General features: G+C 61.5%; 24 protein-coding genes. 11 read left to right on the forward strand and 13 right to left on the reverse strand.

Annotation, left to right across the window (positions count from 1 at the left end):
• Positions 1–131: 131 nt before the first annotated feature.
• Complete coding sequence (locus NCT04_RS16075) at positions 132–785, reverse strand: DUF1345 domain-containing protein (RefSeq protein ID WP_244829153.1); 654 nt, start codon at positions 783–785, stop codon at positions 132–134.
• A 175-nt stretch (positions 786–960) separates the two neighbouring features.
• On the opposite strand from NCT04_RS16075, the gene NCT04_RS16080 reads away from it, so the two are divergent.
• Both NCT04_RS16080 and NCT04_RS16085 read left to right on the forward strand, forming a co-directional pair.
• Positions 961–1,698: a metallophosphoesterase gene (locus tag NCT04_RS16080; RefSeq protein WP_250466501.1), complete on the forward strand. Its 738-nt coding sequence runs from the start codon at positions 961–963 to the stop codon at positions 1,696–1,698.
• A gap of 72 nt (positions 1,699–1,770) precedes the next feature.
• A complete protein-coding gene (locus NCT04_RS16085) occupies positions 1,771–3,099 on the forward strand; it encodes a DNA topoisomerase IB (RefSeq protein ID WP_250466502.1) in 1,329 nt (442 codons plus the stop codon).
• Positions 3,100–3,103: 4 nt separating this feature from the next.
• On the opposite strand, the gene NCT04_RS16090 is transcribed toward NCT04_RS16085, so the two are convergent.
• The 3 genes from NCT04_RS16090 to NCT04_RS16100 form a co-directional block, all read right to left on the reverse strand.
• Positions 3,104–3,835, reverse strand: coding sequence for an RES family NAD+ phosphorylase (locus NCT04_RS16090; RefSeq protein WP_370652224.1), 732 nt, complete (start codon positions 3,833–3,835; stop codon positions 3,104–3,106).
• Positions 3,835–4,272, reverse strand: a complete 438-nt coding sequence (locus NCT04_RS16095; protein WP_250466503.1) for an MbcA/ParS/Xre antitoxin family protein — start codon at positions 4,270–4,272, stop codon at positions 3,835–3,837. Before NCT04_RS16095 ends, NCT04_RS16090 begins: the two co-directional genes overlap by 1 nt.
• A 67-nt stretch (positions 4,273–4,339) precedes the next feature.
• The gene (locus NCT04_RS16100) at positions 4,340–4,609 is read right to left on the reverse strand and encodes a DUF2866 domain-containing protein (RefSeq protein WP_244829158.1); all 270 of its coding nucleotides are present in this window, start codon (positions 4,607–4,609) and stop codon (positions 4,340–4,342) included.
• A gap of 274 nt (positions 4,610–4,883) precedes the next feature.
• On the opposite strand from NCT04_RS16100, the gene NCT04_RS16105 reads away from it, so the two are divergent.
• Entirely contained in the window at positions 4,884–5,108 is a 225-nt protein-coding gene (locus tag NCT04_RS16105) for a hypothetical protein (protein ID WP_250466504.1), read from the forward strand.
• A gap of 17 nt (positions 5,109–5,125) precedes the next feature.
• Positions 5,126–5,461: a hypothetical protein gene (locus NCT04_RS16110; RefSeq protein WP_250466505.1), complete on the forward strand. Its 336-nt coding sequence runs from the start codon at positions 5,126–5,128 to the stop codon at positions 5,459–5,461.
• 112 nt (positions 5,462–5,573) lie between these two features.
• Here NCT04_RS16110 and NCT04_RS16115 read toward each other — a convergent pair whose 3' ends face one another.
• Both NCT04_RS16115 and NCT04_RS16120 read right to left on the reverse strand, forming a co-directional pair.
• Positions 5,574–5,732, reverse strand: coding sequence for a DUF3309 family protein (locus NCT04_RS16115; RefSeq protein WP_244829161.1), 159 nt, complete (start codon positions 5,730–5,732; stop codon positions 5,574–5,576).
• A 325-nt stretch (positions 5,733–6,057) separates the two neighbouring features.
• Positions 6,058–7,644 (reverse strand): inorganic phosphate transporter, encoded by a 1,587-nt coding sequence (locus NCT04_RS16120; RefSeq protein ID WP_250466506.1) that lies wholly within the window; start codon positions 7,642–7,644, stop codon positions 6,058–6,060.
• Between the two features lie 194 nt (positions 7,645–7,838).
• On the opposite strand from NCT04_RS16120, the gene NCT04_RS16125 reads away from it, so the two are divergent.
• Positions 7,839–8,663 (forward strand): TOBE domain-containing protein, encoded by an 825-nt coding sequence (locus NCT04_RS16125; RefSeq protein ID WP_250466507.1) that lies wholly within the window; start codon positions 7,839–7,841, stop codon positions 8,661–8,663.
• Positions 8,664–8,697: 34 nt separating this feature from the next.
• Here NCT04_RS16125 and NCT04_RS16130 read toward each other — a convergent pair whose 3' ends face one another.
• Positions 8,698–9,387, reverse strand: coding sequence for a phosphatase PAP2 family protein (locus NCT04_RS16130; protein ID WP_250466508.1), 690 nt, complete (start codon positions 9,385–9,387; stop codon positions 8,698–8,700).
• A gap of 335 nt (positions 9,388–9,722) precedes the next feature.
• Between NCT04_RS16130 and NCT04_RS16135 the strand changes: the two genes are divergently transcribed.
• A complete protein-coding gene (locus NCT04_RS16135; RefSeq protein WP_250466509.1) occupies positions 9,723–10,892 on the forward strand; it encodes an extracellular catalytic domain type 1 short-chain-length polyhydroxyalkanoate depolymerase in 1,170 nt (389 codons plus the stop codon).
• 140 nt (positions 10,893–11,032) lie between these two features.
• Positions 11,033–11,206 carry a DUF3563 family protein gene (locus NCT04_RS16140; protein ID WP_244829166.1) on the forward strand — a complete coding sequence of 58 codons (174 nt, stop codon included), beginning with the start codon at positions 11,033–11,035 and terminating at the stop codon, positions 11,204–11,206.
• A gap of 120 nt (positions 11,207–11,326) precedes the next feature.
• Here NCT04_RS16140 and NCT04_RS16145 read toward each other — a convergent pair whose 3' ends face one another.
• The 5 genes from NCT04_RS16145 to NCT04_RS16165 all read right to left on the reverse strand — a co-directional run bounded on the left by NCT04_RS16145 (position 11,327) and on the right by NCT04_RS16165 (position 14,746).
• Positions 11,327–11,746, reverse strand: a complete 420-nt coding sequence (locus NCT04_RS16145; RefSeq protein WP_250466510.1) for an organic hydroperoxide resistance protein — start codon at positions 11,744–11,746, stop codon at positions 11,327–11,329.
• Between the two features lie 152 nt (positions 11,747–11,898).
• Complete coding sequence (locus NCT04_RS16150; RefSeq protein ID WP_250466511.1) at positions 11,899–12,351, reverse strand: MarR family winged helix-turn-helix transcriptional regulator; 453 nt, start codon at positions 12,349–12,351, stop codon at positions 11,899–11,901.
• 78 nt (positions 12,352–12,429) lie between these two features.
• Positions 12,430–13,251, reverse strand: coding sequence for a BPSS1780 family membrane protein (locus NCT04_RS16155; RefSeq protein WP_244829169.1), 822 nt, complete (start codon positions 13,249–13,251; stop codon positions 12,430–12,432).
• Between the two features lie 15 nt (positions 13,252–13,266).
• A complete protein-coding gene (locus tag NCT04_RS16160) occupies positions 13,267–14,235 on the reverse strand; it encodes a homoserine kinase (RefSeq protein WP_250466512.1) in 969 nt (322 codons plus the stop codon).
• 112 nt (positions 14,236–14,347) lie between these two features.
• Positions 14,348–14,746 carry a hypothetical protein gene (locus NCT04_RS16165; RefSeq protein ID WP_250466513.1) on the reverse strand — a complete coding sequence of 133 codons (399 nt, stop codon included), beginning with the start codon at positions 14,744–14,746 and terminating at the stop codon, positions 14,348–14,350.
• 219 nt (positions 14,747–14,965) lie between these two features.
• Between NCT04_RS16165 and NCT04_RS16170 the strand changes: the two genes are divergently transcribed.
• Positions 14,966–16,492, forward strand: a complete 1,527-nt coding sequence (locus tag NCT04_RS16170; protein ID WP_250466514.1) for an AMP nucleosidase — start codon at positions 14,966–14,968, stop codon at positions 16,490–16,492.
• A 249-nt stretch (positions 16,493–16,741) separates the two neighbouring features.
• Here the strand turns inward: NCT04_RS16170 and NCT04_RS16175 are convergent, their stop codons facing one another.
• Complete coding sequence (locus NCT04_RS16175) at positions 16,742–17,491, reverse strand: LOG family protein (protein ID WP_244829174.1); 750 nt, start codon at positions 17,489–17,491, stop codon at positions 16,742–16,744.
• Between the two features lies 1 nt (position 17,492).
• On the opposite strand from NCT04_RS16175, the gene polA reads away from it, so the two are divergent.
• The 3 genes from polA to NCT04_RS16190 all read left to right on the forward strand — a co-directional run bounded on the left by polA (position 17,493) and on the right by NCT04_RS16190 (position 22,845).
• Positions 17,493–20,231, forward strand: coding sequence for a DNA polymerase I (polA, locus tag NCT04_RS16180; RefSeq protein ID WP_250466515.1), 2,739 nt, complete (start codon positions 17,493–17,495; stop codon positions 20,229–20,231).
• Positions 20,232–20,411: 180 nt separating this feature from the next.
• A complete protein-coding gene (locus tag NCT04_RS16185) occupies positions 20,412–21,785 on the forward strand; it encodes an NAD(P)/FAD-dependent oxidoreductase (protein WP_250466516.1) in 1,374 nt (457 codons plus the stop codon).
• A 184-nt stretch (positions 21,786–21,969) separates the two neighbouring features.
• Positions 21,970–22,845, forward strand: coding sequence for a dienelactone hydrolase family protein (locus NCT04_RS16190; protein ID WP_244829177.1), 876 nt, complete (start codon positions 21,970–21,972; stop codon positions 22,843–22,845).
• Positions 22,846–22,855: the final 10 nt, after the last annotated feature.

Consider the following 22,855-nt stretch of genomic DNA (forward strand, 5'->3'; position numbering starts at 1 on the left):
AGCAGACTTAAAGGTGCCCGAAGCCCTGGATTTCGAGCCGTGTAAAAGTGACAGCGCCGCGCGCCGCGTTTTTACATGCGGCGTACGGTCAGCTTATTTGGAAGGTGTGACAGTCGCGTTGCGCGGATGCGTCAGCCGCCGACCATGCTCGCCGCGATATTGACCGAAAGGCCGAGCACCGCGAGATTGAAGAAGAACGAAAGCACCGATTGCGCGAGCGCCGTCTTGCGCGCGCTCTTCGAGCAGACGACGACATCGGAAGTCTGCGATGCCACCGCAATGGTGAAGGAGAAGTACAGCAAGTCCCAGTAGTCCGGCTTCAGATGCCGGTCGGGAAATCGGAGCGCGGGTTCGCCTTCGGTCGAGCGATAGTAGTGGCGTGCATAGTGCAGCGTGAACATCGTCGGGATGAGGAACCACGCGCCGAGCATGGTCGCGCCCGTCAGCAAATACTTCGGCAGCCCATGCGAGCCCATGCTCTTTGCCGCCGATAGTTCCACGACGATGGCAACCAGACTCGCCAGCGCCGCGACGCTCACGATCATCAGCACGGCGGCCGCGTTTTCGTCTTCGCGCTCGGCGAGTTGCTGCACGTTGCTCTGGTCCGCGGTCGCCATCTGTATCCAGATGAGCAGCAGATAAAGCCACACGGCCGTGTCCCAGCCAATCAGGACGCGCACGGTCGGCGTGACGTCGAGGGGAATCAGCGCGCTGACCGATATGCCGACCAGAAGGCCGATCAGGGCGCGCGGGCGGTTGCGCAAAACGGTTGGGAGAATGATCATTGTCTTTTTGCGTTGGCGTGAGCGCGGGCGACTTTCGCAGCGATTATTGCCGACGCGCCTTTCAGCCAGCCTTGGGTGACGCAGATTCCGGGAACCGGTATTCCAACCGTCATTTGCGTGATGAAAGCGACCCACGCCGCACACGCCCCGTTTAACTGACGCTAAGATCGCTCGAATGAATGGTCCTACTTTACCTGCCGTTTGCCGGCACCCAGCCAACGAGACTGGCCGCGATTTCGTGGTCGGCGACCTGCACGGCTGCGTGGACGCGCTGCGCTATCTCCTGCGCGAGATAGGCTTCGACGGCGCCCGCGACCGGCTGTTCTCGGTCGGCGATCTGATCGATCGCGGCACGGATTCGCTCGCCGCCATCGACCTGATCGACAAGCCGTGGTTCTATCCGGTGATGGGCAATCACGAGGAATCGCTGATCGCGGTCGCGACCGGCACCATGCGCCGCGAGGCGTGGTATGCCATTGGCGGGGCGTGGGCGCAGACGCTCGGGCACGATCAGCTCGAAGCGCTCGCGATTCGTTTGGCGAGGCTGCCGCTCGTGCGAATAGTCGGCAGCGGGGCGCGGCGCTTCAACGTGCTGCACGCGGAATTTTTCGGTAGCGACGCCGATCTCGACACCGCCGATTTCTCCGACCAGGCGCGTACCGACATGCTTTGGGGCCGAGGTCTGGCGCTCGGCAGCGTGGACCCGGCGCGCCAGCGCGGACTTTCGCCCACGTACTGCGGACACACGCCGCAGCGCGTGGTCAAGCAAGTCGGCGCGCAGATCTTTATCGATACCGGCGCGTTCGCATCGGAAGGGCGGTTGACCATCGTCCAGCCGGGCACCGATGAACGCTGGTCGGTCAAAGAGCGCTGGGCCGCCTCCGAAGGCGCGCGGGAGCTGGCGCTGCCCTGATCGCGCACGTGCCCGAGGCACGCACGTTGCTCGATAGCCTGCCATCAACATGAGCAGACAAGCGAGGCAGACGTGGCGCGGATTGCGAAAAGTAATGAAGCAGGCGGCGGCGCGAGCGTCGCCGAAGTGCTTACGGGCAGCGGCGCGCAAGGCTGTCCCGAAGATCTGCCGCCCGGACTTCGGTATGTGGACGATTCGCGTCGCGGCTACACGCGCGAATGGATCGACGGGAAATTCGCCTTCTTCAACACGCAGGGCAAGCGTATCGACGATGAAGCGGAGATCCGCCGCATCAACGCACTGGCCATTCCGCCCGCTTATATCGATGTCTGGATCTGTCCGGACGCGCACGGCCACTTGCAAGCCACCGGCCGCGATGCGCGCGGTCGCAAGCAATATCGCTATCACCCGCAATGGCGCGAAACGCGCGATGCCACCAAATACGAGCGCATGCTCGCGTTCAGCGCGGTGCTGCCTAAGCTGCGCGCCCGCGTCACGCGCGATCTTGCCCTCGACGGCATGCCGCGCGACAAGGTGCTCGCGACGGTGGTGCGCTTGCTCGATACGACGCTCGTGCGCGTTGGCAGCGAGGAATATGCGCGGGAAAACCAGTCGTATGGACTGACAACGCTGCTCAAGCGCCATTTGAAGGTGTCGTCGGGGACGCTGCGCTTCCGGTTTCGCGGCAAGAGCGGGATCGAGCACGACGTTTCCGTCAGCGATGCGCGCGTGGCCAAGATCGTGAAGCGCTGCATGGATTTGCCGGGGCAAGACCTTTTCCAATATCTCGATGCCGATGGCGAGCGCCACGCGGTGAGTTCATCCGATATCAATGATTATCTGCGCGAGATCACCGGCGCGGATTTCACGGCGAAGGACTATCGCACGTGGGCCGGCAGCGTGTTCGCGCTCGCGGCGCTGCGGCGGCTGCAATGGGAAACGGTGACGGAGGCGCGCAAGCACATCGTCGGGACCATCAAGGAAGTGTCGCAACTGCTGCGCAATACGCCGGCGGTGTGCCGCAAGTGCTATGTGCATCCGGCGGTGATCGAGGCGTTCGAAGCGGGCGAACTGGCGGAATCGATGCCGGCGTCGCGTCGCCATGGCCTCAAGACCGACGAAGCTGCGCTTGCCATCTTCCTCGAAAAGGATGCGAAGCGTCGCGCTCGCGAAGCCGCGCGCAAAAACCGCAAGGGTACCGTTCCGAACGATGCGCGGCTGACCAACCTTCTCGCCGAATCGAGCAAAAAGGCGCGTGCGGGCGGCTTGAAGGCGAGCGGCAAGAGCGCGGCGGCGCAAGCGGTATCTACCGTGGCGCGCAAGACTCGGCCGAAAGCGGCGCGGCCGGCCGCGAAGAAGCTCGCGCGTACGCGGTCGCCGGCCGCCGTGGCGATGAGTTGATTCGCTAGCCCACTTGATTCAACTCGAACACATAGTCGACTGTCTCGCCGTTCCAGTTGTATTCCAGGTACGCCGCGTGATGACAGTCGCGCAGCATCGTGGTGTGCAGCGCGGCGAGACATTCGCCCTGCGTATCCCGCACGGACGGATACGCAATGCCCGGCACGCCCGCCGCCCGGATAGCGCGTCCGAGCGCCTTGCCGGGCGCATAGTCGTCGGGATCGAGGATGCGCGCGTCGAGTCCCGCTTCCGCGATGCGATTCCCACGCAGATCGACTACTTCGCCATGCGCGATCACCGTGTACAGGCGCATCTGCTGACGAAGCGGCGCTTCCTTGGTTGCAGCGAGAAATAGCCCCGAGTGATAGCGCGTCTCCGCGATAGCCGTTTGCCGTTCGCGTCCGCAATAAAACACGCCGTAGCTGCCGTCGGAAAAGCGGCTGCCATTAGGGTTCAGATGCGTGAACGCGGCCATGATCGGCCCGCAGCCCGGCCCGAAGCAGCGCTCGTCGGGCGGAACGAGATCGAGATCGCCGACTTCGGTACGCAGGCGGTCGTTGGTCATCGCTTCCAGCGCGTAGAGCGCTTCGAAGTCTTCCGGACGCGCGACGCGATCGAACAGATTGACGGCGGGAAACCGCGTGGGAATTACCCGATACGCCGGCGACCAGTCCAATTGGCCGTGCGGCCAGCGTGTACGCCAGTCCGCGGCTTGAATCACATCCTTGTTTTCGATCACGCCCATCCGCCTCGCATTGCATCCAGATATTGCCGAACCGCCAGAAGGTCGCTGATATTGCCCGCCAGCATGCGAGCAAGCGCAGGTCTGCCGCCGAACGGCGGCGCGGTATTGGGGCGTTTGATCCAGGTATCGGCGGCGGCCGGCTCAGGAAGCAGAATCTGCAGCGCCTTGTAGATGCCGAGAATCAGCGAAAGGCGTTCGAGTGTGTCGCGCGTGAGCCGCGCCGAGTCGGGCGCATTCTTCCATTTGAAGAAGGTCGAGCGGCCCGGCGAGCCGAGCAAAACGATCTGCTCTTCGATGGATAGCGACCAGTCCCGCGCGATGTTCAAAAAAGCGCGCAGACCGGCAGCGGATAGCTCGCCCAAGCCGGGAGCCAGACGCGGCGGCGGAAGCCCACTCTCCGGCGAGGCGATGCGTGCAGCAGATGGCATTATCTTTGAGTCTCTAAAGGAACTTAAAACTTATAATAGTCCATTTCTGGATTAGTACAAGGTGCTTTTAGTCTTCGTCCGATGGACCGTAGCACCGGCCGGGCACGTGCGACCGTAGTGTCTCGGCCAGTTCGGAGGCGGTGCAGTCGGCCGGAACCACCCGTCGCTGCACGCGCGGATCGCTTTTCAGCGACCATTCGATCGTCCGATACGCCGTTCCCCACGGCGGTTCGACCGGCTCCGACAGGCGGCATTCCTGAAGCTTGAGCGCGGACTGCTTGCGCATCGTCGATGCAATGTTGGCAAATGACTGACGCGCGGCGGTATTGGCGGGCATGGCACATTCCTCATCTGATCGGCTCGCCGCCTAACGGTTGAAGGCGGCGCTGGTTCGGGCGCGATTGGAGTTTGTGCGTCAAAAATTAAGCGCGGCTTAACGCGAATGCTTGTCGACATGCACGCGGCGAAATGCCGCCTTCAAACGTGAGAAACGGCGGTCGCGCGGCGGTCAAGCGATGTTTGGCATTTTTGCCACGCCGTGTGCGGAGTGTTTTGCATCCCTCCGCGTTACTGTATATTCGTACAGCTTGTCCGCAACAAGGAGTTTGCCGATGAACCCACGCAACGAGTCGCTCGAAGCCGCCGCGCTCGAACGTTTCATGCGCGCGACACGCGCCGTCAACGCGGCTTTCGACGCCACGCGCGTCGAACCGGACGACCAACAAGACGGCCAGTTCGCCGCCCGCGCGCTCGACCGACTGGACGCCGCGCTGCTGGAACTGGACACTTCCGAGCGGTCGCTCGACGCCATCCTCTCGCGCAGAGCGGATCACTAATTCACGGAGCGGACCTCTTGAAGCTCGCATTGCTTACCATCGCTGTCTTGCTCGGTTCATCCACGGCTATTGCTGCCGAGCGTTACACGGAAGTCTGGAATCCGCCCGAGGTCCAGACCACGAAATCCAAGAACAAGGCGCGTGTGCCGACGCAGAACACCGCGCAGAGCACGGCGAAGAAGAAACGCAAAGGCGCCACGGCCGTCAAGCAGGTGGCGGATAAAGGCACGGTCGAATCGGCGGGCGCTGCGGCGGTACCAAGCAGGCCGTCGGCGTCATCGTCATCGCGCAAGCCGGCAGAACCGGTGATTCCGCGCAAGATCGAACCAAACGGACAGGTCATGCGGGTTTGAAGCGCGGGTTTGAATCGATTCGCTACAAAACAAAAGGGGCGCGCAACATTGGTTGAGCGCCCCTTTTGTTTTGCGGTCTGTCTCGAACGTTGTTTGCAAACCGTTCAGGCGGTTATATGCGACCCATGAGCAACAGCACGATGACCACGATCAGCACGATGCCCAAGATACCGCTCGGCCCGTAACCCCAGCTACGGCTATGCGGCCACGACGGGATTGCGCCCACCAGCAGCAAGATCAGGATAATCAGCAGTATGGTTCCGATCGTCATTTTGTCTTCTCCTTATCGAAAGATCGCCTTGAACCGGCCCCGCCATGGTCTCCCACGCAGCGACACGTCGAGTGGCGGCTTTCGGCCGCCAGCCGGTCGGGTTGCGATCGACGAGTGGTGTTTAGCAATAGCTGTGCCGCAGCGGCTCAGGCTTATGGATAAAGGCTAGACGCGCAATCGAACGGTTGCGCGGTTAAGGCGGATTGTCGAAAAGGGAGTTGATGCAGATGGGGGTGGGCAAAACTTGCACGGCGCGGATCGGACTCTGCGCCGTGCAATTGCGTGGGATGCGAAAGGGATGCGAAACGGATGCGAAAACGAACGCTTAGAAGATACCGCGAAAGGCCCAGAAAAGTCCGCCCGCGAGGATGATCGACACCGGCAAGGTCAGCACCCAAGCCAGCGCGAGACTACGCACGGTGCGCCATTGAAGACCGGAGCCGTTCGCGGCCATCGTGCCCGCGACGCCCGACGACAGCACGTGTGTCGTGCTCACCGGCAAGCCGTAAACGTCGGCGGCGCCGATGGTCAGCATCGCGACCAGTTCCGCCGAAGCGCCTTGTCCATATGTCAGATGCGTCTTGCCGATACGCTCGCCCACCGTCACCACGATGCGCTTCCAGCCGACCATCGTGCCAAGCCCGAGCGCGACGGCCACCGCTACCTTCACCCAGGTCGGGATGAACTTGGTGGCGTGATCGATCTGCGCCTTGTAGTTGGTGAGCACGGCGGAATCGTCCTTCGTGAAGGCCGGCGCTTTTTGCTTTTCCATCAGACGCAGCGCTTCCGATGCCACGTACATGTCGTTACGCACGTTGCGCACCGTTCCCTGCGGCAAATTGGCGATGGTTTCGCTTGGACGCACTTTCGCATCGATGGAATCGATCAGATTTTTCAGCGACGGAACCGTGTCCGGCGCAAGCGTCTTCGTCTGCACGTAATGCTCGACGGCGCCGCGTGAATCCGTGGCGGCAGGCTTGCCATCGGCGTAACGCTGCAGCACTTCGGATGCGTTGTGGCTGACCGAGAGAAAGGTCTGCGTTTCCTCGGCCGTGACGGCCTTGTTGAGCGCGTAGGCGGTCGGCACCGTGCCGATCAGAATCAGCATGATGAGGCCCATGCCTTTCTGGCCGTCGTTGGAGCCGTGCGCGAACGAAACGCCCGTGCAGGTGAGAATCAGCAGGCAGCGAATCCAGAAGGGCGGCGGCGTGTTTTTTTCCGGTTCCTTGTAGAGCGCGGGCACGCGCACGACCAGCTTCATCACGTAGAGCAAAAAGCCCGCGGCGATAAAGCCGACCAGCGGCGAAAGCAGCAGCGACTTGCCGACCGAGGTCGCTTGCGCCCAATCGACACCGGACGTTCCGTTCGCGCCGTGCAGCATCTGGTTCATCAGCCCGACGCCGATCACGGAGCCGATGAGCGTATGCGAACTGGAAGACGGCAAGCCGAGCGCCCACGTGCCGAGGTTCCAGATAATCGCCGCGATCAGGAGCGCAAAGACCATCGCGAAGCCCTGCGAGCTCCCCACGCCGATGATCAATTCCACGGGCAGCAGTTGCAGGATACCGAAGGCCACCGCGCCGCTCGAGACCAGCACGCCGACGAAGTTCCACGCGCCGGACCAGACGACAGCCAGATTCGGTGTAAGCGAATGCGTGTAGATGACGGTGGCGACGGCGTTCGCGGTATCGTGAAAGCCATTGACGAACTCAAAGCCGAGCGCGATCAAAAGCGCAATGCCAAGCAAGATGTACGGAAACGCTGACGATTCGCGTACGGGCGAGAGGTCTTCGAAAAGATGCGTGACGCAATAAACGGCGCCTGCCGCGATGGCGATTAGAAAGAGCAGCAGGGCAAGCCGTTGCCCGGTGGTGCGGCCCTGACGGCCTGTAGAAAGAGCAAAGTCGTTCATGTCGCGTCCTTGGCTTGAGCGGGGCTTGCGCGAATCGGTGAAAGCGCAATGCGCCATGTTTCACTCGCCGTGTGTCGATTTCGTGACTGCGAGAATGATTGGCATTCGTATGAATTAAAACGGCTTTCTGGCCTATCGTTCGTGGCCGTGTACGCGCGCCGATATAATGCGCAACGCGATGCGGGAGGCAATCGATGAACGAAACAGCACCCTCCGCCACGGCCGATTCATTGGCAGTTGGTGGCGCTGTCTGGCTGCAAAGCGGCGACGCGACTCTTGGCGGCGCGGCGCGTATTGCGCTGCTCGCGGCGATTCGCGCTAACGGATCGATCACGGCGGCGGCAAAGGCCGTCGGCATGAGCTACAAGGCGGCCTGGGATGCGGTCGACACCATGAACAATCTCGCTGGCGAGCCACTCGTGATTACCGCGAGCGGTGGGCGGGGCGGAGGCGGAACCACATTGACATCGGCGGCGCGGCGTCTCATCGAAACCTACCAAGCGGTCGAACGCGAACATCGCAAGTTTCTTCAACAAGCGGGCATGGCTATGGAAGGCTTCGCCCGCGACTGGCAACTCATAGGGAGACTAGGAATGAAAACGAGTGCACGCAATCAACTGGCGGGGAAAGTCACCAAAGTCACGCGCGGTGCGGTGAACGACGAAATCGAACTGGGCTTGCCGGGTGGACAGACGATCGTTGCCGTGGTTACGCACGAAAGCAGCGAATCGCTCGGTCTCAAGGAAGGCAGCGAAGCGTTCGCGCTCATCAAGGCGTCGTGGGTCATGCTGATGGAAGACGCGCCCGCGAAGATTTCGGCACGCAATCAGTTGCGTGGCACGGTGGCGAGTGTGACGAAGGGCGCCGTGAACGCCGAAGTGACATTGACGCTGGACGACGCAACCACGGTGACCGCGATCATCACGAACCGCAGCGCCGATACACTTGGCCTCGCAGAAGGTCAGAAAGCTGTTGCAGTGATCAAGGCTTCCAGCGTGATCATTGGTGTGAACGACTGAGGCTTGCAGAGACTGCGGCTGCTCAGGCGGCCGCTCAAGCAACCGCGAACGGCACCGCCAGCGCCTCGGTCCGACGCGCTGGAATTCGATAATTTTGCACTTTCCAGCGCGCCCGGATATACGGCCGCTCGTGGCCGGACAGTTCCAGCGCGATCTGCGTGATCCACTGCTGAGTAGGCACCGGCACGCCATGCAACGCGATCACGACCGCAGCCAGGCTCGCCGCGACCGGTCCCGGTGATAGCGTTTTCGCCGCTTGCGCCCGCCACGCGATGCACGCGAAAGCAACGGCCACCACTGCGCCAAGCAAACCTCCCGCGACCACTTCCGAGATCGAATGCGCGTTCAGCACGACACGCGACACGCCCACCATTACACCGATAACAAGTCCCAGCACGATCGCTGTGACGCGCAACGACGCGCGCATCGACAACGCGGCGACGAATAGCGCAACCGGCAGTACAGCCGTCGACATCAACGCATGACCGCTGATGCCGGTGAAATCCAGATCGCGCACGCCGATTCCCCAACCGATAAACGCGATCTTGCTCAACGCCACGAGTCCGCTGGCAACACCGAGCAACCCGAGCCACGCGCACGCGTATTTCCATCGATAGCCGACGGCGAGCCACGCCGCAACCACGACCGCCAACGGCGCCATGACGCCGACGCTGCCGAAAGCGGTAACGAAAAACCAGGTTGAGGCTGATGGAAAAAGGTTCATTGCAGAGCTTGGGAATAGAGGTTGCTGCAGTGCGACATGGAGCGTGCTTCTCGCACCGGCTGTCACGACTGCGTGGAGAAGACCTTGGAGTATACCTGCTGGGACAATCCCTAATTATGCGACTCGGCCGAAAAGATGATGTCAGTTACGTCGTGTAACTTCGGTTAAAAATTCTCTTTTGTCTTGATTGCCTTGCAATTCGTCCCGATATATGAGTTTTCGAGTTGCTCGAAACCATCTTTTTGATGTTATTGTGCGATGCACAACCGGCCACGTCTTGTCATCACCAAAACAAAGTGCCTTCTGATTCGCTTATTCGTAGAGGACCCAGCCAAATGTCGAAAAGCCTTACCAAGCTCTGGTTGCGTGGCTTGAGACGCCTGGTCGCCAGTCAAGTCGAACCCTTGCGTGTGCCGAAGTCGCGTCCCTCAACAAAGCCAGCCCGACCGAAAAGCGTCAAGACAAAACTCAAGTCGGGCGCTGCTACCAAGGCAGCCACTGTGCGCAGTGGCTCAGGCGTTGGTGCGCAGCCGACGGCGCGGGAGTCGCGAGTTCGTCCGCGCGCGTCCGCTTGGGCTTTGGGAAAGTGGATGCGTTCCTATCATTCCGCGCCGCCGACGGGTGGACGCTTCGTCAACCATGTTTCGTACGCGCTGTACACGCCGCCGCAAGCCGAACTCGAACGCGTGCCGCTCGTCGTCATGTTGCATGGCTGTCAGCAGAATGCCGATGATTTTGCGCAAGGAACGCGCCTCAATCTTCTCGCCGACAAATTTGGTTTCGCCGTGCTGTATCCCGAACAGTCTAAGCATGATCATGCGCATCGTTGCTGGCGCTGGTACGACGCGTCCGGCAACGGAGGCGGCGGCGAGGCGGCGTCGATCGTATCGCTGGTCAAGGCGATCGTCGCCGAGCATGGTTTCGACGCGGAGCGCGTCTATCTCGCCGGCATGTCGGCGGGTGCGGGCATGTCCGCCTTGTTGGCGGTCCGATATCCGCAACTGTTCGCCGCTGTCGGCTTGCACTCTGGGGTAGTGTTCGGCGAGGCTAGTTCGGCAATCGGCGCGATGGATGTCATGCGTCGCGGCAGTCGCAACGACCCCGTCACGCTCGTCGATGCTGCCGTCGACACGCGCGAATATCCCGGAATGCCGGCGATCATCGTTCACGGCGAACTGGATTCGGTCGTGTCGCCGTCCAACGCCGAACAATTGACGCAACAATTTTTGCGTCTCAACGGTTTCGTCGATGCCGCCGGTGCTCCGCGCGCAGGCGAATTGCGTGAAGAGAAGCAAGCGGACGGCGTCGTGCGCGACTACTTCAAGAATGGCCGACGCGTCGTCAAGAGCGTGGTCGTTCGCGGGTTGGGCCACGCGTGGGCGGGCGGCGACGATACCGTGGCTTTCCATTCAGCCAAGGGTCCGGACTCGTCAGCCGTGATGTGGGAGTTCTTCAAACATCAACGCCGTTCCAGCGAGTCCGCGCACGCGGCTTTCGTTGCTTAGAGCAGTCCGTACGACAATTTCAAGTGTTGCAAATTAGTCTTTAGTATCAGGAATCTAGCCGATAAGACTTGCGTCGGATCAGGGATTACCCTATAGTTACATCCATAGGTAGTTACCCCAGTATCCAAGCGAGGCCCACCATGTTCCTGCTCAGCCGCATTTTCCTGTTTCTGACGAAGTCCGCCGACCAACGCGATCGCGAACGCGACGACGCATATTTGGCCGAAGCCACCGACATTTACGATCTCGAATATCGCATGAAGCGCCTGGATCAGCGTGCTGGCACGCGTCATCCGACGTGGATGGCGAACTAAGCAGTATGCTTTCAGAGCGTTAATAAAAAAGCCGCGGGAATTGTCCAGCGGCTTTTTTCATTTGCAACGCCCAAGAAAATGCCGGTTTCGCGAGCCGGCATTTTCTTTTGTCCGACTCGCTCAGACGAGCTTCACGCGCACATCGACGTTGTTGCGCGTCGCGTTCGAATACGGGCAGACCTTGTGAGCCGCATCGACGAGCGCTTGTGCTTCCGCTTGGTCAAGTCCCGGCAGCGCGATGCGCAATTCGATATCCAGCGCAAAGCCGCCCGCATCATTAGGGCCGACGCCCACGTCGGCGGTGACGGTCGTATCCGCCGGAACCGTACGCTTTTGCTGGCCGGCGACGAATTTCATCGCGGAAAGAAAGCACGCCGAGTAGCCCGCCGCGAACAATTGTTCCGGATTCGTTCCTTCCGCGCCCGTGCCGCCCAAGGCCTTCGGTGCGCTCAACTTCACGTTCAGTTGTTCGTCGGATGACACCGCGCGTCCGTCGCGTCCACCGGTGCTCGTCGCGGTTGCCTTGTACAGGATGCTCATCGCTTTTCTCCTTGAATTCGTCGCCTTGTTCGGCGCGGAAGGGTTGGACTTGACTGTCGGTCATCGTTGCGTCGACCACGGATAGAAATATATCGCGCTAATCATTAGCGTGCAAATTAAATTTCACCGAAGGTGTGATTAGGGAATGGCTATCAGCGTTCTAAATACTCATTGAGCGATGCCCGCAGCCTGACCAAATCGCTGCGCAGGCGCACTAATTCGTCGACATCCGATCCAGCCGCGCAAAAGATCTCAGGCGGAATGGCACGCGCGGATTGCCGCAGCGACCGGCCTTGCGCCGTCAAGCGCACGTGCACCTGCCGTTCATCCTCGACGCCGCGTATGCGCACAACGTACCCCTGCGCCTCCAGGCGCTTGAGTAGCGGCGTGAGCGTGGCGGAATCGAGCGACAGGCGCGCGGCGATTTCCTTCACGGTGAGATTGTCGCTTTCCCACAGCACGAGCATCGCCAAATACTGCGGATAGGTGAGGCCGAGTTTGTCGAGCATCGGCTTGTAGGTTTTCGTCATCGCGAGCGATGTCGAATAGAGCGCGAAGCAGATTTGCTGATCGAGTTCGAGCGGGAAGTCGTCGGGCGAGGTCATGGCGAAGCGCCGCAAAAGGCCGTATCGGCCAATGACGTTAGTGTACGGAAAACGCTTCGCGCGCGAGGATTCGGGGCATCAGATGCCCGGTGTATCCGATGCATTAGGCATATCCGGCGTGTCCGGCGACTGCACGCCGAAGCAGCCGCGATAGGTCGCATAGAACGAGCAGTAGAGCGCGGTCGTGACGAGAATCGACGCGGGCATGAGCACCGCCAACGCCATCTCCTGACTCACGCCGAGCGCCTGCATCAGCGCGGTCAGGCCGAACGATACGGCAAGCGCCACCGCAATCCACAACACGCCGTAAAGCACGAAGGCGCCGCGATTGCGCCAGCACGACACGAGGCTGAAGAACAGCGCCTTCGCGGGCGTCACGTCGTGCCATGCAACGAGAATGGGCGCGAACCAGAACAGCATGGCCACTGGAATGTAGCAGGCCATCGCCACCAGCACGGCGAGCGGGCTGAAGCTCGCGGCCACGGTTTCGGGGTCGCCGGCGGGGCCGTCGCCCATCATCAGGCCGAGCAGCGTGCCGCCGTCGACCAGTGCCGATGCCGCGAAGATCACTGCCATCGCCACGACGTAGATCGCGCCGAGCGCGAGCAGACGGCGCGCGACCACGGTGCCGTAGGAGCGGAAGCCATCGACGAGAACGGTCGGCCAAACGGGCTTGCCCGCGATGGTGTCGCGGCAGGCGGCCATGAAACCCACCGCGATGCCCGGAATGAACAGCAACGGCAGCAACGGTCCAATGAGCGGCACGCGCGAAATCAGCGTCATCACGAACAGATAAGCGAAGAACACGGTGAGGAACGCAAACGGATTGCGGCGAAACAGCCAGATGCCCTGGCGGAACCATACATAGCCGGTCTTGGCGGGAACTTCGATCAGTCGCATGAGCAGAGTGGAAGGTTACTGATTGAGGCTGGCAGCGGCTTTGACGCGCTCGCGCAGAATGCGTTCGAAATGGCCGGGATCGTGCGGTTTCAACATCTGCGCCTCGCGCGGACGGTAAAAATCGTACAGGCGCGAGACCCAGAAGCGCATGGCGCCGGCGCGCAGCATGTCGTTCCAGTGGCGTTCCTCGGCGGGCGTGAAGGGGCGCACGGTTTGATAAGCGCGCAGCATTGCGTCGACACGCGCGGGGTCAAGCGCGCCGCTTTCGAGATCGACGCACCAGTCGTTCACGGTCACGGCGACGTCGAAGAGCCACTTGTCGACGCCCGCGAAGTAGAAGTCGAAGAACCCGCCGAGCCGTGCGTGATCGCGGCCCGGCGCGAACAGCACATTGTCGCGAAACAGATCGCAGTGGCACGGCCCGTCCGGCAGCGCGGCGTAGTCCGCCGACGTGAAAAACGCGGCCTGATGCACAAGCTCGGATTCGATCAGTTCGCGCTGCGGCGCGCTCAGGAAGTCAACGATGGCCGGCAAGTTCTCCTGCCACCACGCGAGGCTGCGCAAGTTCGGCTGATGCCGCGGAAAATCGCGCCCGGCGAGATGCATGCGCGCGAGCATCTGACCGACTTCGATGCAATGCGCGGGCGTTGGCTTGAGTTCCGGCGCGCCTTCGAGTTTCGTGACGATGGCAGCGGGCTTGCCGTGCAGCATGCCGAAGAGCGAGCCGTCGCTGCGCGGCATGGGATCGGGAACCGGCACGCGATGCGCGGCCAGATGGCGCATCAGATCGAGATAGAACGGCAGTTGCGTCGCCGTGAGATTCTCGAAGATCGTGAGCACGTATTCGCCGCGCGTGGTCGTGAGAAAAAAGTTGCTGTTCTCGATGCCCGACTGGATGCCGCGCAATTCGACGACATCGCCGAGATCGTAGTGTTGCAGCCAGTCGCCGAGTTCGGCGTCAGAGACGGGGGTGAATACGGCCATGCAGAAACTTGGGTCAGGTTGAGAAGCCCGTGGCGGGCCGGTGAACGGCGCAGTCGCGTGAGCACTGCGTGAAGATGCCCGCTCAGACGAGCGGGCGCAAACAACCCGTGGATCAGTAGCGCACGCTCACCGATGGCAGGCGCGTGCTTGCCTTGCCGTTATCGCGGACTTGCGGCGAGGTGTCGTAAGGCGAACTCATCTGATAGCGCGTGCCGAAGTTCGAATGCACGTTGATCTCGACGGGCTTGCCCTTGTCGCGATATTCGGTGATCTCGGTGCCGTTGGTGCTGAGTTCGTGGAAGCTCGGCATGCGCGGCGGCGAAATCTCGACCTTCGAACTCGCGTTCGCGGGCGGGCGGTTGATGGCCTTCAGATCAGGCAGGCCAGCGGCTTCTTCCTGCGACATTTGTGGCTGTGCGCCCGCCTGCTCGGCCTGGAGGGTTTGCGCCGTGGCGCCTACACTTGCGACGGCAAGGACGGCCGCGGCGGCGGCGAAATAGAGCGGCTTCATGTCAGTTCTCCAGGCGATGGCCGGATTCTAGCAAAACGCGAACCCCATGCCGGCGGAACGCCTTATTTTGCGCTGCTTCGCGGATTTCGGCCGGAACGTTCAAAAAGCTGTTGCGCGCCGTGTTCGCACGCACTTGCGCGGCGCGGGGGCTTCATGGTTCTTGCATGCTTCCGTGTTAATGTCGATGACTACGAGGGCATCAGACACGCATACAAGATCATGACAAACGACCGGACTCAGACCACTCAGGGAACGCCTGCAAACGACTTCCCGACCGAATCATTCGACGACCCCGCAGCCGCCGTCTCGCGGGTCTCCGCCATCTACGAAGCCAACACCGCTTTCCTGCGCGACGCGTTCGCGCGGTATCGGCGCAACGAGCAGTTCACGCATCGCGTGCGCGCGTGCTATCCGTTCGTGCGCGTGCGTACCGAGCTCAACACGCAGATCGACTCGCGGCGCTCGTATGGTTTCGTCGCCGGGCCTGGCATCTTCGAAACTACGCTCACGCGTCCGGATCTCTTTGGCGATTATTATCGCGAGCAGTTGCGGCTCTTGACGAAGAACCATCATGTGGGCATTGAAGTGGGCGTGTCGGCGCAACCCATTCCTATTCACTTCGCGTTCGCCGAAGGCATCCATCTCGAAGGCGATCTCGACCGTGATCGCCTGCTCGCCATGCGCAATGTCTTCGATACCCCGGACCTCGCGCTGCTCGACGATCGCATCGTGAACGGCACGTATCAGCCCGCCGCGGGCGAGCCTCATCCGCTTGCGCTCTTCACGGCGGCGCGGGTGGATTTTTCGCTGCATCGGCTGCGGCACTACACGGCGACTTCCCCCACGCATTTTCAGAACTACGTGCTTTATACGAATTACCAGTTCTATATCGACGAGTTCGTGAAGCTCGGCCGCACGCTGATGTCGCGCGCGGATGACGAGGAAACGCGCGCGTATCGCTGCGAGTATTCGTCGTTCGTCGAACCGGGCGATGTCGTCACCTACAACGCCAATCTCGGCGAGCAACCGGAGGAAGGCGCGCCAATCGCGCGTCTGCCGCAGATGCCCGCGTATCACCTGAAGCGCGCGGATGGCAGCGGCATCACGATGGTGAACATCGGCGTGGGGCCGTCGAACGCAAAGACCATTACGGATCACATCGCGGTGCTGCGTCCGCACGCGTGGGTCATGCTCGGGCATTGCGCGGGCTTGCGGAACACACAGCGTCTGGGCGATTACGTGCTGGCGCACGGCTATGTGCGCGAGGATCACGTACTGGATGACGACCTGCCGCTGTGGGTGCCGATTCCCGCGCTGGCGGAAGTGCAGGTCGCGCTCGAGAAGGCCGTTGCGCAGGTGACACAACTCGAAGGCGTGGAACTGAAGCGCGTGATGCGCACGGGCACCGTCGCGAGTGTGGACAACCGGAATTGGGAATTGCGCGATCATCGCGAGCCGGTGCAGCGGCTGTCGCAAAGCCGCGCGATCGCGCTCGATATGGAAAGCGCGACCATCGCCGCGAACGGCTTCCGGTTCCGCGTGCCTTATGGGACGTTGCTATGCGTGTCGGACAAGCCGCTGCATGGCGAACTCAAGCTGCCGGGCATGGCCGATCAGTTTTATCGTGCGCAAGTGGATCAGCATTTGCAGATCGGCGTGAAGGCAATGGAACTGCTGCGCATGAATGGCCTGTCGCGGTTGCACAGCCGGAAGTTGCGCAGCTTTGCGGAGGTGGCGTTTCAGTGAGACGTCGAAACGCGAAGAAGCGAAGCGGGCGGTCTTCTTCAAGGCGGCTCGTGCGTGGCTGAAGATTGCGATGCGCCATGCAGCGGCTCGACAGCGAACCCCTATGCGGGAGCCGGCAAACTCCAGTATTCGATTCGGAAGACTACGCTTTATGGGCGTGTGTCAGAGAGATGCTGCTCGTGAATGAGGCGAGAGAGGGGAAAGGGCGAGAGGGAAGATAGCGATTCCGCTCGCCCGACAGCCTTCGAATCACAAATAAAACATCCGGTCCTCATCCGACTTACCTTCCGCCGGTTGCTCTGCCGCGCCTTCGCGATCTTCATAGAAGCGCAGCACCGCATCGAGCACTTGATCGGGGTCGTCGATCACTTGCATGAGTCCAAGATCTTTTTCGCCGATGACGCCATTGGTCAACAGCGTGTTCTTGAACCAGTCGAGCAAGCCGGCCCAAAATTCGGCGCCCACCAGCACGATAGGCACGTGGCGCGACTTCTTGGTCTGAATGAGCGTGAGCACTTCGGCCAGTTCGTCAAGCGTGCCGAAGCCGCCCGGCATCACGACGACCGCATCCGAATTCTTGACGAACGTGACCTTGCGCGTGAAGAAGTGACGGAAGCGCAGCGAGATGTCCTGCCATTGATTGCCCGACTGCTCGTGCGGCAATTCGATGTTGAGACCCACCGACGGCGACTTGCCCGCATGCGCGCCTTTATTGGCTGCTTCCATGATGCCGGGACCGCCGCCGGAGATCACGGCAAAGCCTGCATCCGAGAATTTTTGCGCGATTTCAATGGTCCGCTGATAGTACGGCGACTCGGGTTTAAGACGCGCGGAACCGTAGATGCTGATGGCAGGACGGATCTCCGAGAGGTACTCGGTAGCCTCGATAAACTCTGCCATAATCGTGAACATCTGCCACGATGCGCGAGCCTTTTTGGCCGTCGCGCGCTCTTGATCTGCGAGCGATCGCAGACTCGGAATCACTTTTCTCTTGTTCATAATGCCTGAAGAACGAAGTCTTGAAGGTAAGACCCTGCTATTGGTCGACGGTTCTAGCTACTTGTACCGGGCTTACCATGCCATGCCTGACCTGCGCGGCCCCGACGGCGGGCCGACCGGCGCACTGTATGGAATGATCAACATGCTGCGACGCCTTAGGCGTGAAACCAATGCAGAGTATAGCGCGTGCGTCTTCGACGCCAAAGGCAAGACGTTTCGCGACGACTGGTACGCCGACTACAAGGCCAACCGGCCTCCCATGCCCGAAGACCTTTCGAAGCAGATCGAGCCTATTCACGTCGCCGTGCGTGCGCTCGGCTGGCCGCTCGTGATGATCGAAGGCGTCGAAGCCGACGACGTCATCGGCACGCTCGCGGTTCAGGCCGAAAAGCGCGGCATGAAAGTGATCGTCTCGACGGGCGACAAGGATCTGGCTCAACTCGTGACGGATCATGTCACCCTCATCAATACGATGACCAACGAAACGCTCGATCGCGCCGGCGTCATCGCCAAGTTCGGCGTGCCGCCGGAACGTATCGTCGATTATCTTTCGCTCATCGGCGATACGGTCGATAACGTGCCGGGCGTCGAAAAGTGCGGCCCCAAGACTGCGCTCAAGTGGCTCACGCAATACGACTCCCTTGATGGCATCGTAGAACATGCGGGCGAGATCAAAGGTGCGGTAGGAGACAATCTGCGCAAGGCTCTGGACTTCCTGCCCATGGCTCGCAAGCTCGTTACCGTACACACGGAATGCGACCTGGCGTCGCAGATCGCGTCGATCGACGAAACGCTCGAAAGCCGTCCCGAGTCGCGCGACGAATTGCGCGACGTGTTCCTGCGTCACGGCTTCAAGACTTGGCTGCGTGAAGTCGAAATCGCGGATGCCGTCGAAGGCCCGACCGACACGCCGCCCGCCGAAGTCACGGAGATCGTCCACCACTACGAGACGGTGCAGACGTGGGAACAGTTCGGCGCGTGGCTCGAACGCATCGATGCCGCCGAGATCACTTCGTTCGATACCGAAACCACCGCGCTCGACCCGATGACCGCGCAAATCGTCGGCTTGTCCATCTCGGTCGAACCGGGTCATGCCGCATATGTTCCGCTCGCGCATCGCGGGCCGGACGCACCCGTGCAACTGCCGCGCGATGAAGTGCTCGCGAAGCTCAAGCCGTGGCTCGAAGACGAATCGAAGAAGAAGGTCGGCCAGCATCTGAAATACGATGAGCAGGTGCTCGCCAATTACGGCATCGTCATGCGCGGCGTCGAGCATGACACGTTGTTGCAGTCGTACGTGCTGGAGTCGCATCGGCCGCATGACATGGACAACCTCGCGCTGCGGCACTTGGGCGTGAAGACCATCAAATACGAGGACGTCGCGGGCAAGGGCGCGTCGCAAATCGGTTTCGACGAAGTCGCGCTCGACAAAGCCGCCGAGTATGCCGCCGAAGATGCGGACATCACCTTGCGTCTGCATCAGGCGCTTTACCCGCAAGTCGTGCAGGAAGAGGGCTTGTTGAAGGTGTATCGCGAGATCGAATTGCCGACTTCGCGCGTGTTGCGCAAGATGGAGCGCAACGGCGTGCTGATCGATCGCGCGAAGCTCGACACGCAGAGCAACGAGATCGCCAAACGGCTGATCGACTTGCAAACGGAAGCCTATGAACTGGCGGGCGGCGAATTCAATCTCGGGTCGCCCAAGCAGATCGGACAGATCTTCTTCGAGAAACTCGAATTGCCGGTGGTGAAGAAGACGCCGAGCGGCGCCCCTTCCACCGACGAAGAAGTGCTGCAAAAACTCGCCGAGGATTATCCGCTGCCGAAGGTGCTGCTCGAACATCGCGGGCTGTCGAAGCTCAAGTCCACTTATACGGATAAGCTGCCGCGCATGGTGAATGCATCGACGGGACGCGTGCATACGAACTATGCGCAGGCTGTCGCGGTGACAGGGCGCTTGTCGTCGAACGAGCCGAACTTGCAGAACATCCCGGTGCGAACGGGCGAAGGCCGGCGCATCCGCGAGGCGTTCATCGCGCCGCCGGGTTGCAAGATCGTATCGGCGGATTACTCGCAGATCGAGCTGCGCATCATGGCGCATATCTCGGGTGACGAATCGTTGTTGCGCGCGTTCAAGGAAGGCGAGGACGTGCACCGCGCGACCGCGTCGGAAGTGTTCGGCGTGACGCCGATCGAAGTGTCGAACGACCAGCGTCGTATCGCCAAGGTGATCAATTTCGGCTTGATCTATGGCATGAGTTCGTTCGGGCTCGCGTCGAATCTCGGCATCACGCGCGACGCGGCGAAGCTTTATATCGACCGCTATTTCGCGCGTTATCCGGGCGTTGCCGACTACATGGAGCGCACACGCGTGACCGCGAAGATGAACGGCTACGTGGAGACCGTGTTCGGCCGGCGTCTGTGGCTGCCGGAGATCAACGGCGGCAGTGGTCCGCGTCGTCAGGCGGCCGAACGCGCGGCCATCAACGCGCCCATGCAGGGAACGGCCGCTGATCTCATCAAGTTGTCGATGATCGCGGTGCAGGACTGGATCGAGGCTACGAATATCCACGCGAAGATGATCATGCAGGTACACGATGAACTGGTGCTCGAAGTTCCCGAAGAGGAACTGCCCGAAGTCAGGAAGCGCTTACCCGAATTGATGTGTGGCGTCGCCAAGCTGAACGTGCCGCTCGTGGCTGAGGTGGGCGTCGGCAATAACTGGGAAGAAGCACACTGAGCAAAAAGAGCGCGCTGAATGCCGGACATGCGAGGCCGGCCATTGCAAGTGCGCCGCGCGTTCAAGCAGAATGGTTTTTGGAAGGTGAGACATCGGGCCGACATGTCGTCGAACGTACGTGCGGTCCGAGGCTCGGTAAGTTGATTACTCCGCGTGCGGAGAAAAATTCGGGAGAGCTTTATGCATCGATTCATCATCGTCGGCGGAGGGGCCGGCGGTCTCGAATTGGCGACTCGTCTCGGCGACCGTTTCGGTACGACGGACAGTAAAACGGCACCGCGTGCACAAGTCACGCTGGTGGACCGTAATCCCACGCATATCTGGAAGCCGCTTCTGCATGAAGTGGCCGCAGGCAGCATGGACCCGTTCACGCAGGAACTCGAATACGCCGCGCAGGCCATGTGGCACGGCTTCGAGTTTCAGCAGGGCGAGTTGATCGCGCTGAACCGCGCGACAAAACGCATTACCATCAGCGCGTTGCGCGACGACGAAGCGGGCGAGGTCTTGCCGCAGCGCGAGCTGGAATACGACACGCTCGTCATTGCCATCGGCAGCACGACGCATTTCTTCGGCGTCGAAGGCGCGCAGCAACATTCCATCGCGCTCGATACAGTTGGCCAGGCCGAGCTCTTTCGCAAGCGGCTCATCGCGGCATGCATGCGCGCCGAGCACTTTGCGCCGGAACCGGTGGCGGCGGGCATCGACGATTCCGAAGGGCCGCCCGTGCCGCTCGGTTCGCCGAACGCGCCGCGCATTCAGGTGGCGATCGTCGGTGCGGGTGCGACGGGCGTGGAATTGTCGGCGGAACTGCGCAACACGGCGCACGTGCTTTCCGCGTACGGTTTGCACAAGCTGGATCCGAAGCACGACATCGGTATCGTGCTGATCGAAGCGGGGCCGCGCATTCTGCCCGCGCTGCGCGACACGGTATCGACCGCGACGGCCGAGCTATTGACGAAGCTGGGCGTGTCCTTGATGACGGGCGAAACCGTCGCGGAAGTCTCGCGCGATTCCATTCGCACGGCGAGCGGCAAGACCATTCGCGTGGACCTCACGGTGTGGGCGGCGGGCATCAAGGCGCCGGCCATTCTCTCGCAGCTCGACGGCTTGCCGACCAATCGTCTCGGCCAGCTCATCGTGCGCCGCACGCTGCAAACGGAAGCCGACGACAACATATTCGCCCTGGGCGATTGCGCCGCGTGTCCGTGGCCCGGCAACGAGCGCGGTGTGCCGCCGCGCGCGCAGGCGGCGCATCAGCAGGCGAGCTTTCTCTTCAAGGCTTTCGAGCGCCGCATGAACGGTAAATCGCTGCCGGAATATACGTATCGCGATTTCGGTTCGCTCGTGTCGCTCGGTCGCTATAGCGCGGTCGGCAGCCTGATGGGCGGGCTCATCGGCGGCAACATGATGATCGAAGGCCTCTTCGCGCGCTTCATGTACATGTCGCTGTATCGGCTGCATATCGCCGCGCTCCACGGCTACGCGCGCATGGTGCTCGACACCATCGCGCACTGGCTGCGCCGGTCCACCGCGCCGCGCGTCAAGCTGCACTGAGCTGCATCGACGCTGCAAAGCTGTTTAGAATGAGCGGCGCGCTTTGTGATATGTCGGGCGCGTTCGCTTGGGAGTCGTACAGCGCCGCGCGTCGTGAAGCCTTGAACACGCTCGCGCGGTTCCAGAATCCATGCCGCCGGCCGCGCGAATCGACGCCTGCCGGCGCTTGCCGCGGGAGCTTTGCATGCTTACCCCTGAAGTCGACAGCCTCATTCCCCACGTTCCGTTCGACCGTCGCAACTTCATCAAGGCAGCTTTCGGCACAGGCTTCGCAGCGTGCGTGCTGCCCGTGTCGGCACAAACCATTCATACCGATGACGCGGGTCTCGAAGCCGGCGCCGTGGGCGTGCGCGGCGCGGATGGCGTGCTCGTGCCGGCGTATCGCGCGCAGCCGAAGGGCAAGACGCATCTGCCGGTCGTCATCGTGATCCACGAGATTTTCGGGGTGCACGAGCATATCGCCGATGTCTGCCGGCGCTTCGCCAAGCAAGGCTATCTTGCCATCGCGCCGGATCTCTACACGCGTCAGGGCGATGCCTCGGCGTACAAGTCCATGCAGCTTCTCAACGAGCAGCTCGTCTCGAAGGTGCCTGACTCGCAAGTGATCTCGGACATCGACGAAACCGTCAAATGGGCGGGCGAGCACGGCGGCGATCTGAAGCGGCTAGGTATCACCGGGTTCTGCTGGGGCGGGCGCATTACGTGGCTTTATGCGGAGCACAATCCGCACGTGAAGGCGGCGGTTGCATGGTACGGGCGCGTCACGGGGAACAAGACGGCGAACACGCCGAGCAACCCGATCGACAACGCGGCCGAACTCAATGTGCCTGTGCTCGGGCTATACGGCCGGCAGGATCAAAGCATTCCGCAGGACACGCTCGAACAGATGAAGCAGGCCGTGGCGAATGGCCAGCCGAAGGCGCGGGAGTCGCAGATCGTCGTGTATGACGACGCGCCGCACGCGTTCTTCGCGGATTATCGGCCGAGCTATCGCAAGGAAGACGCGGAGGATGGCTGGAAGCGCGCGCTCGCGTGGTTCCGCGAGCACGGCGTCAAGTGACGGGGCTTTA

The sequence above is a fragment of the Caballeronia sp. GAFFF2 genome, from assembly GCF_023631485.1.
Classification (GTDB): domain Bacteria; phylum Pseudomonadota; class Gammaproteobacteria; order Burkholderiales; family Burkholderiaceae; genus Caballeronia.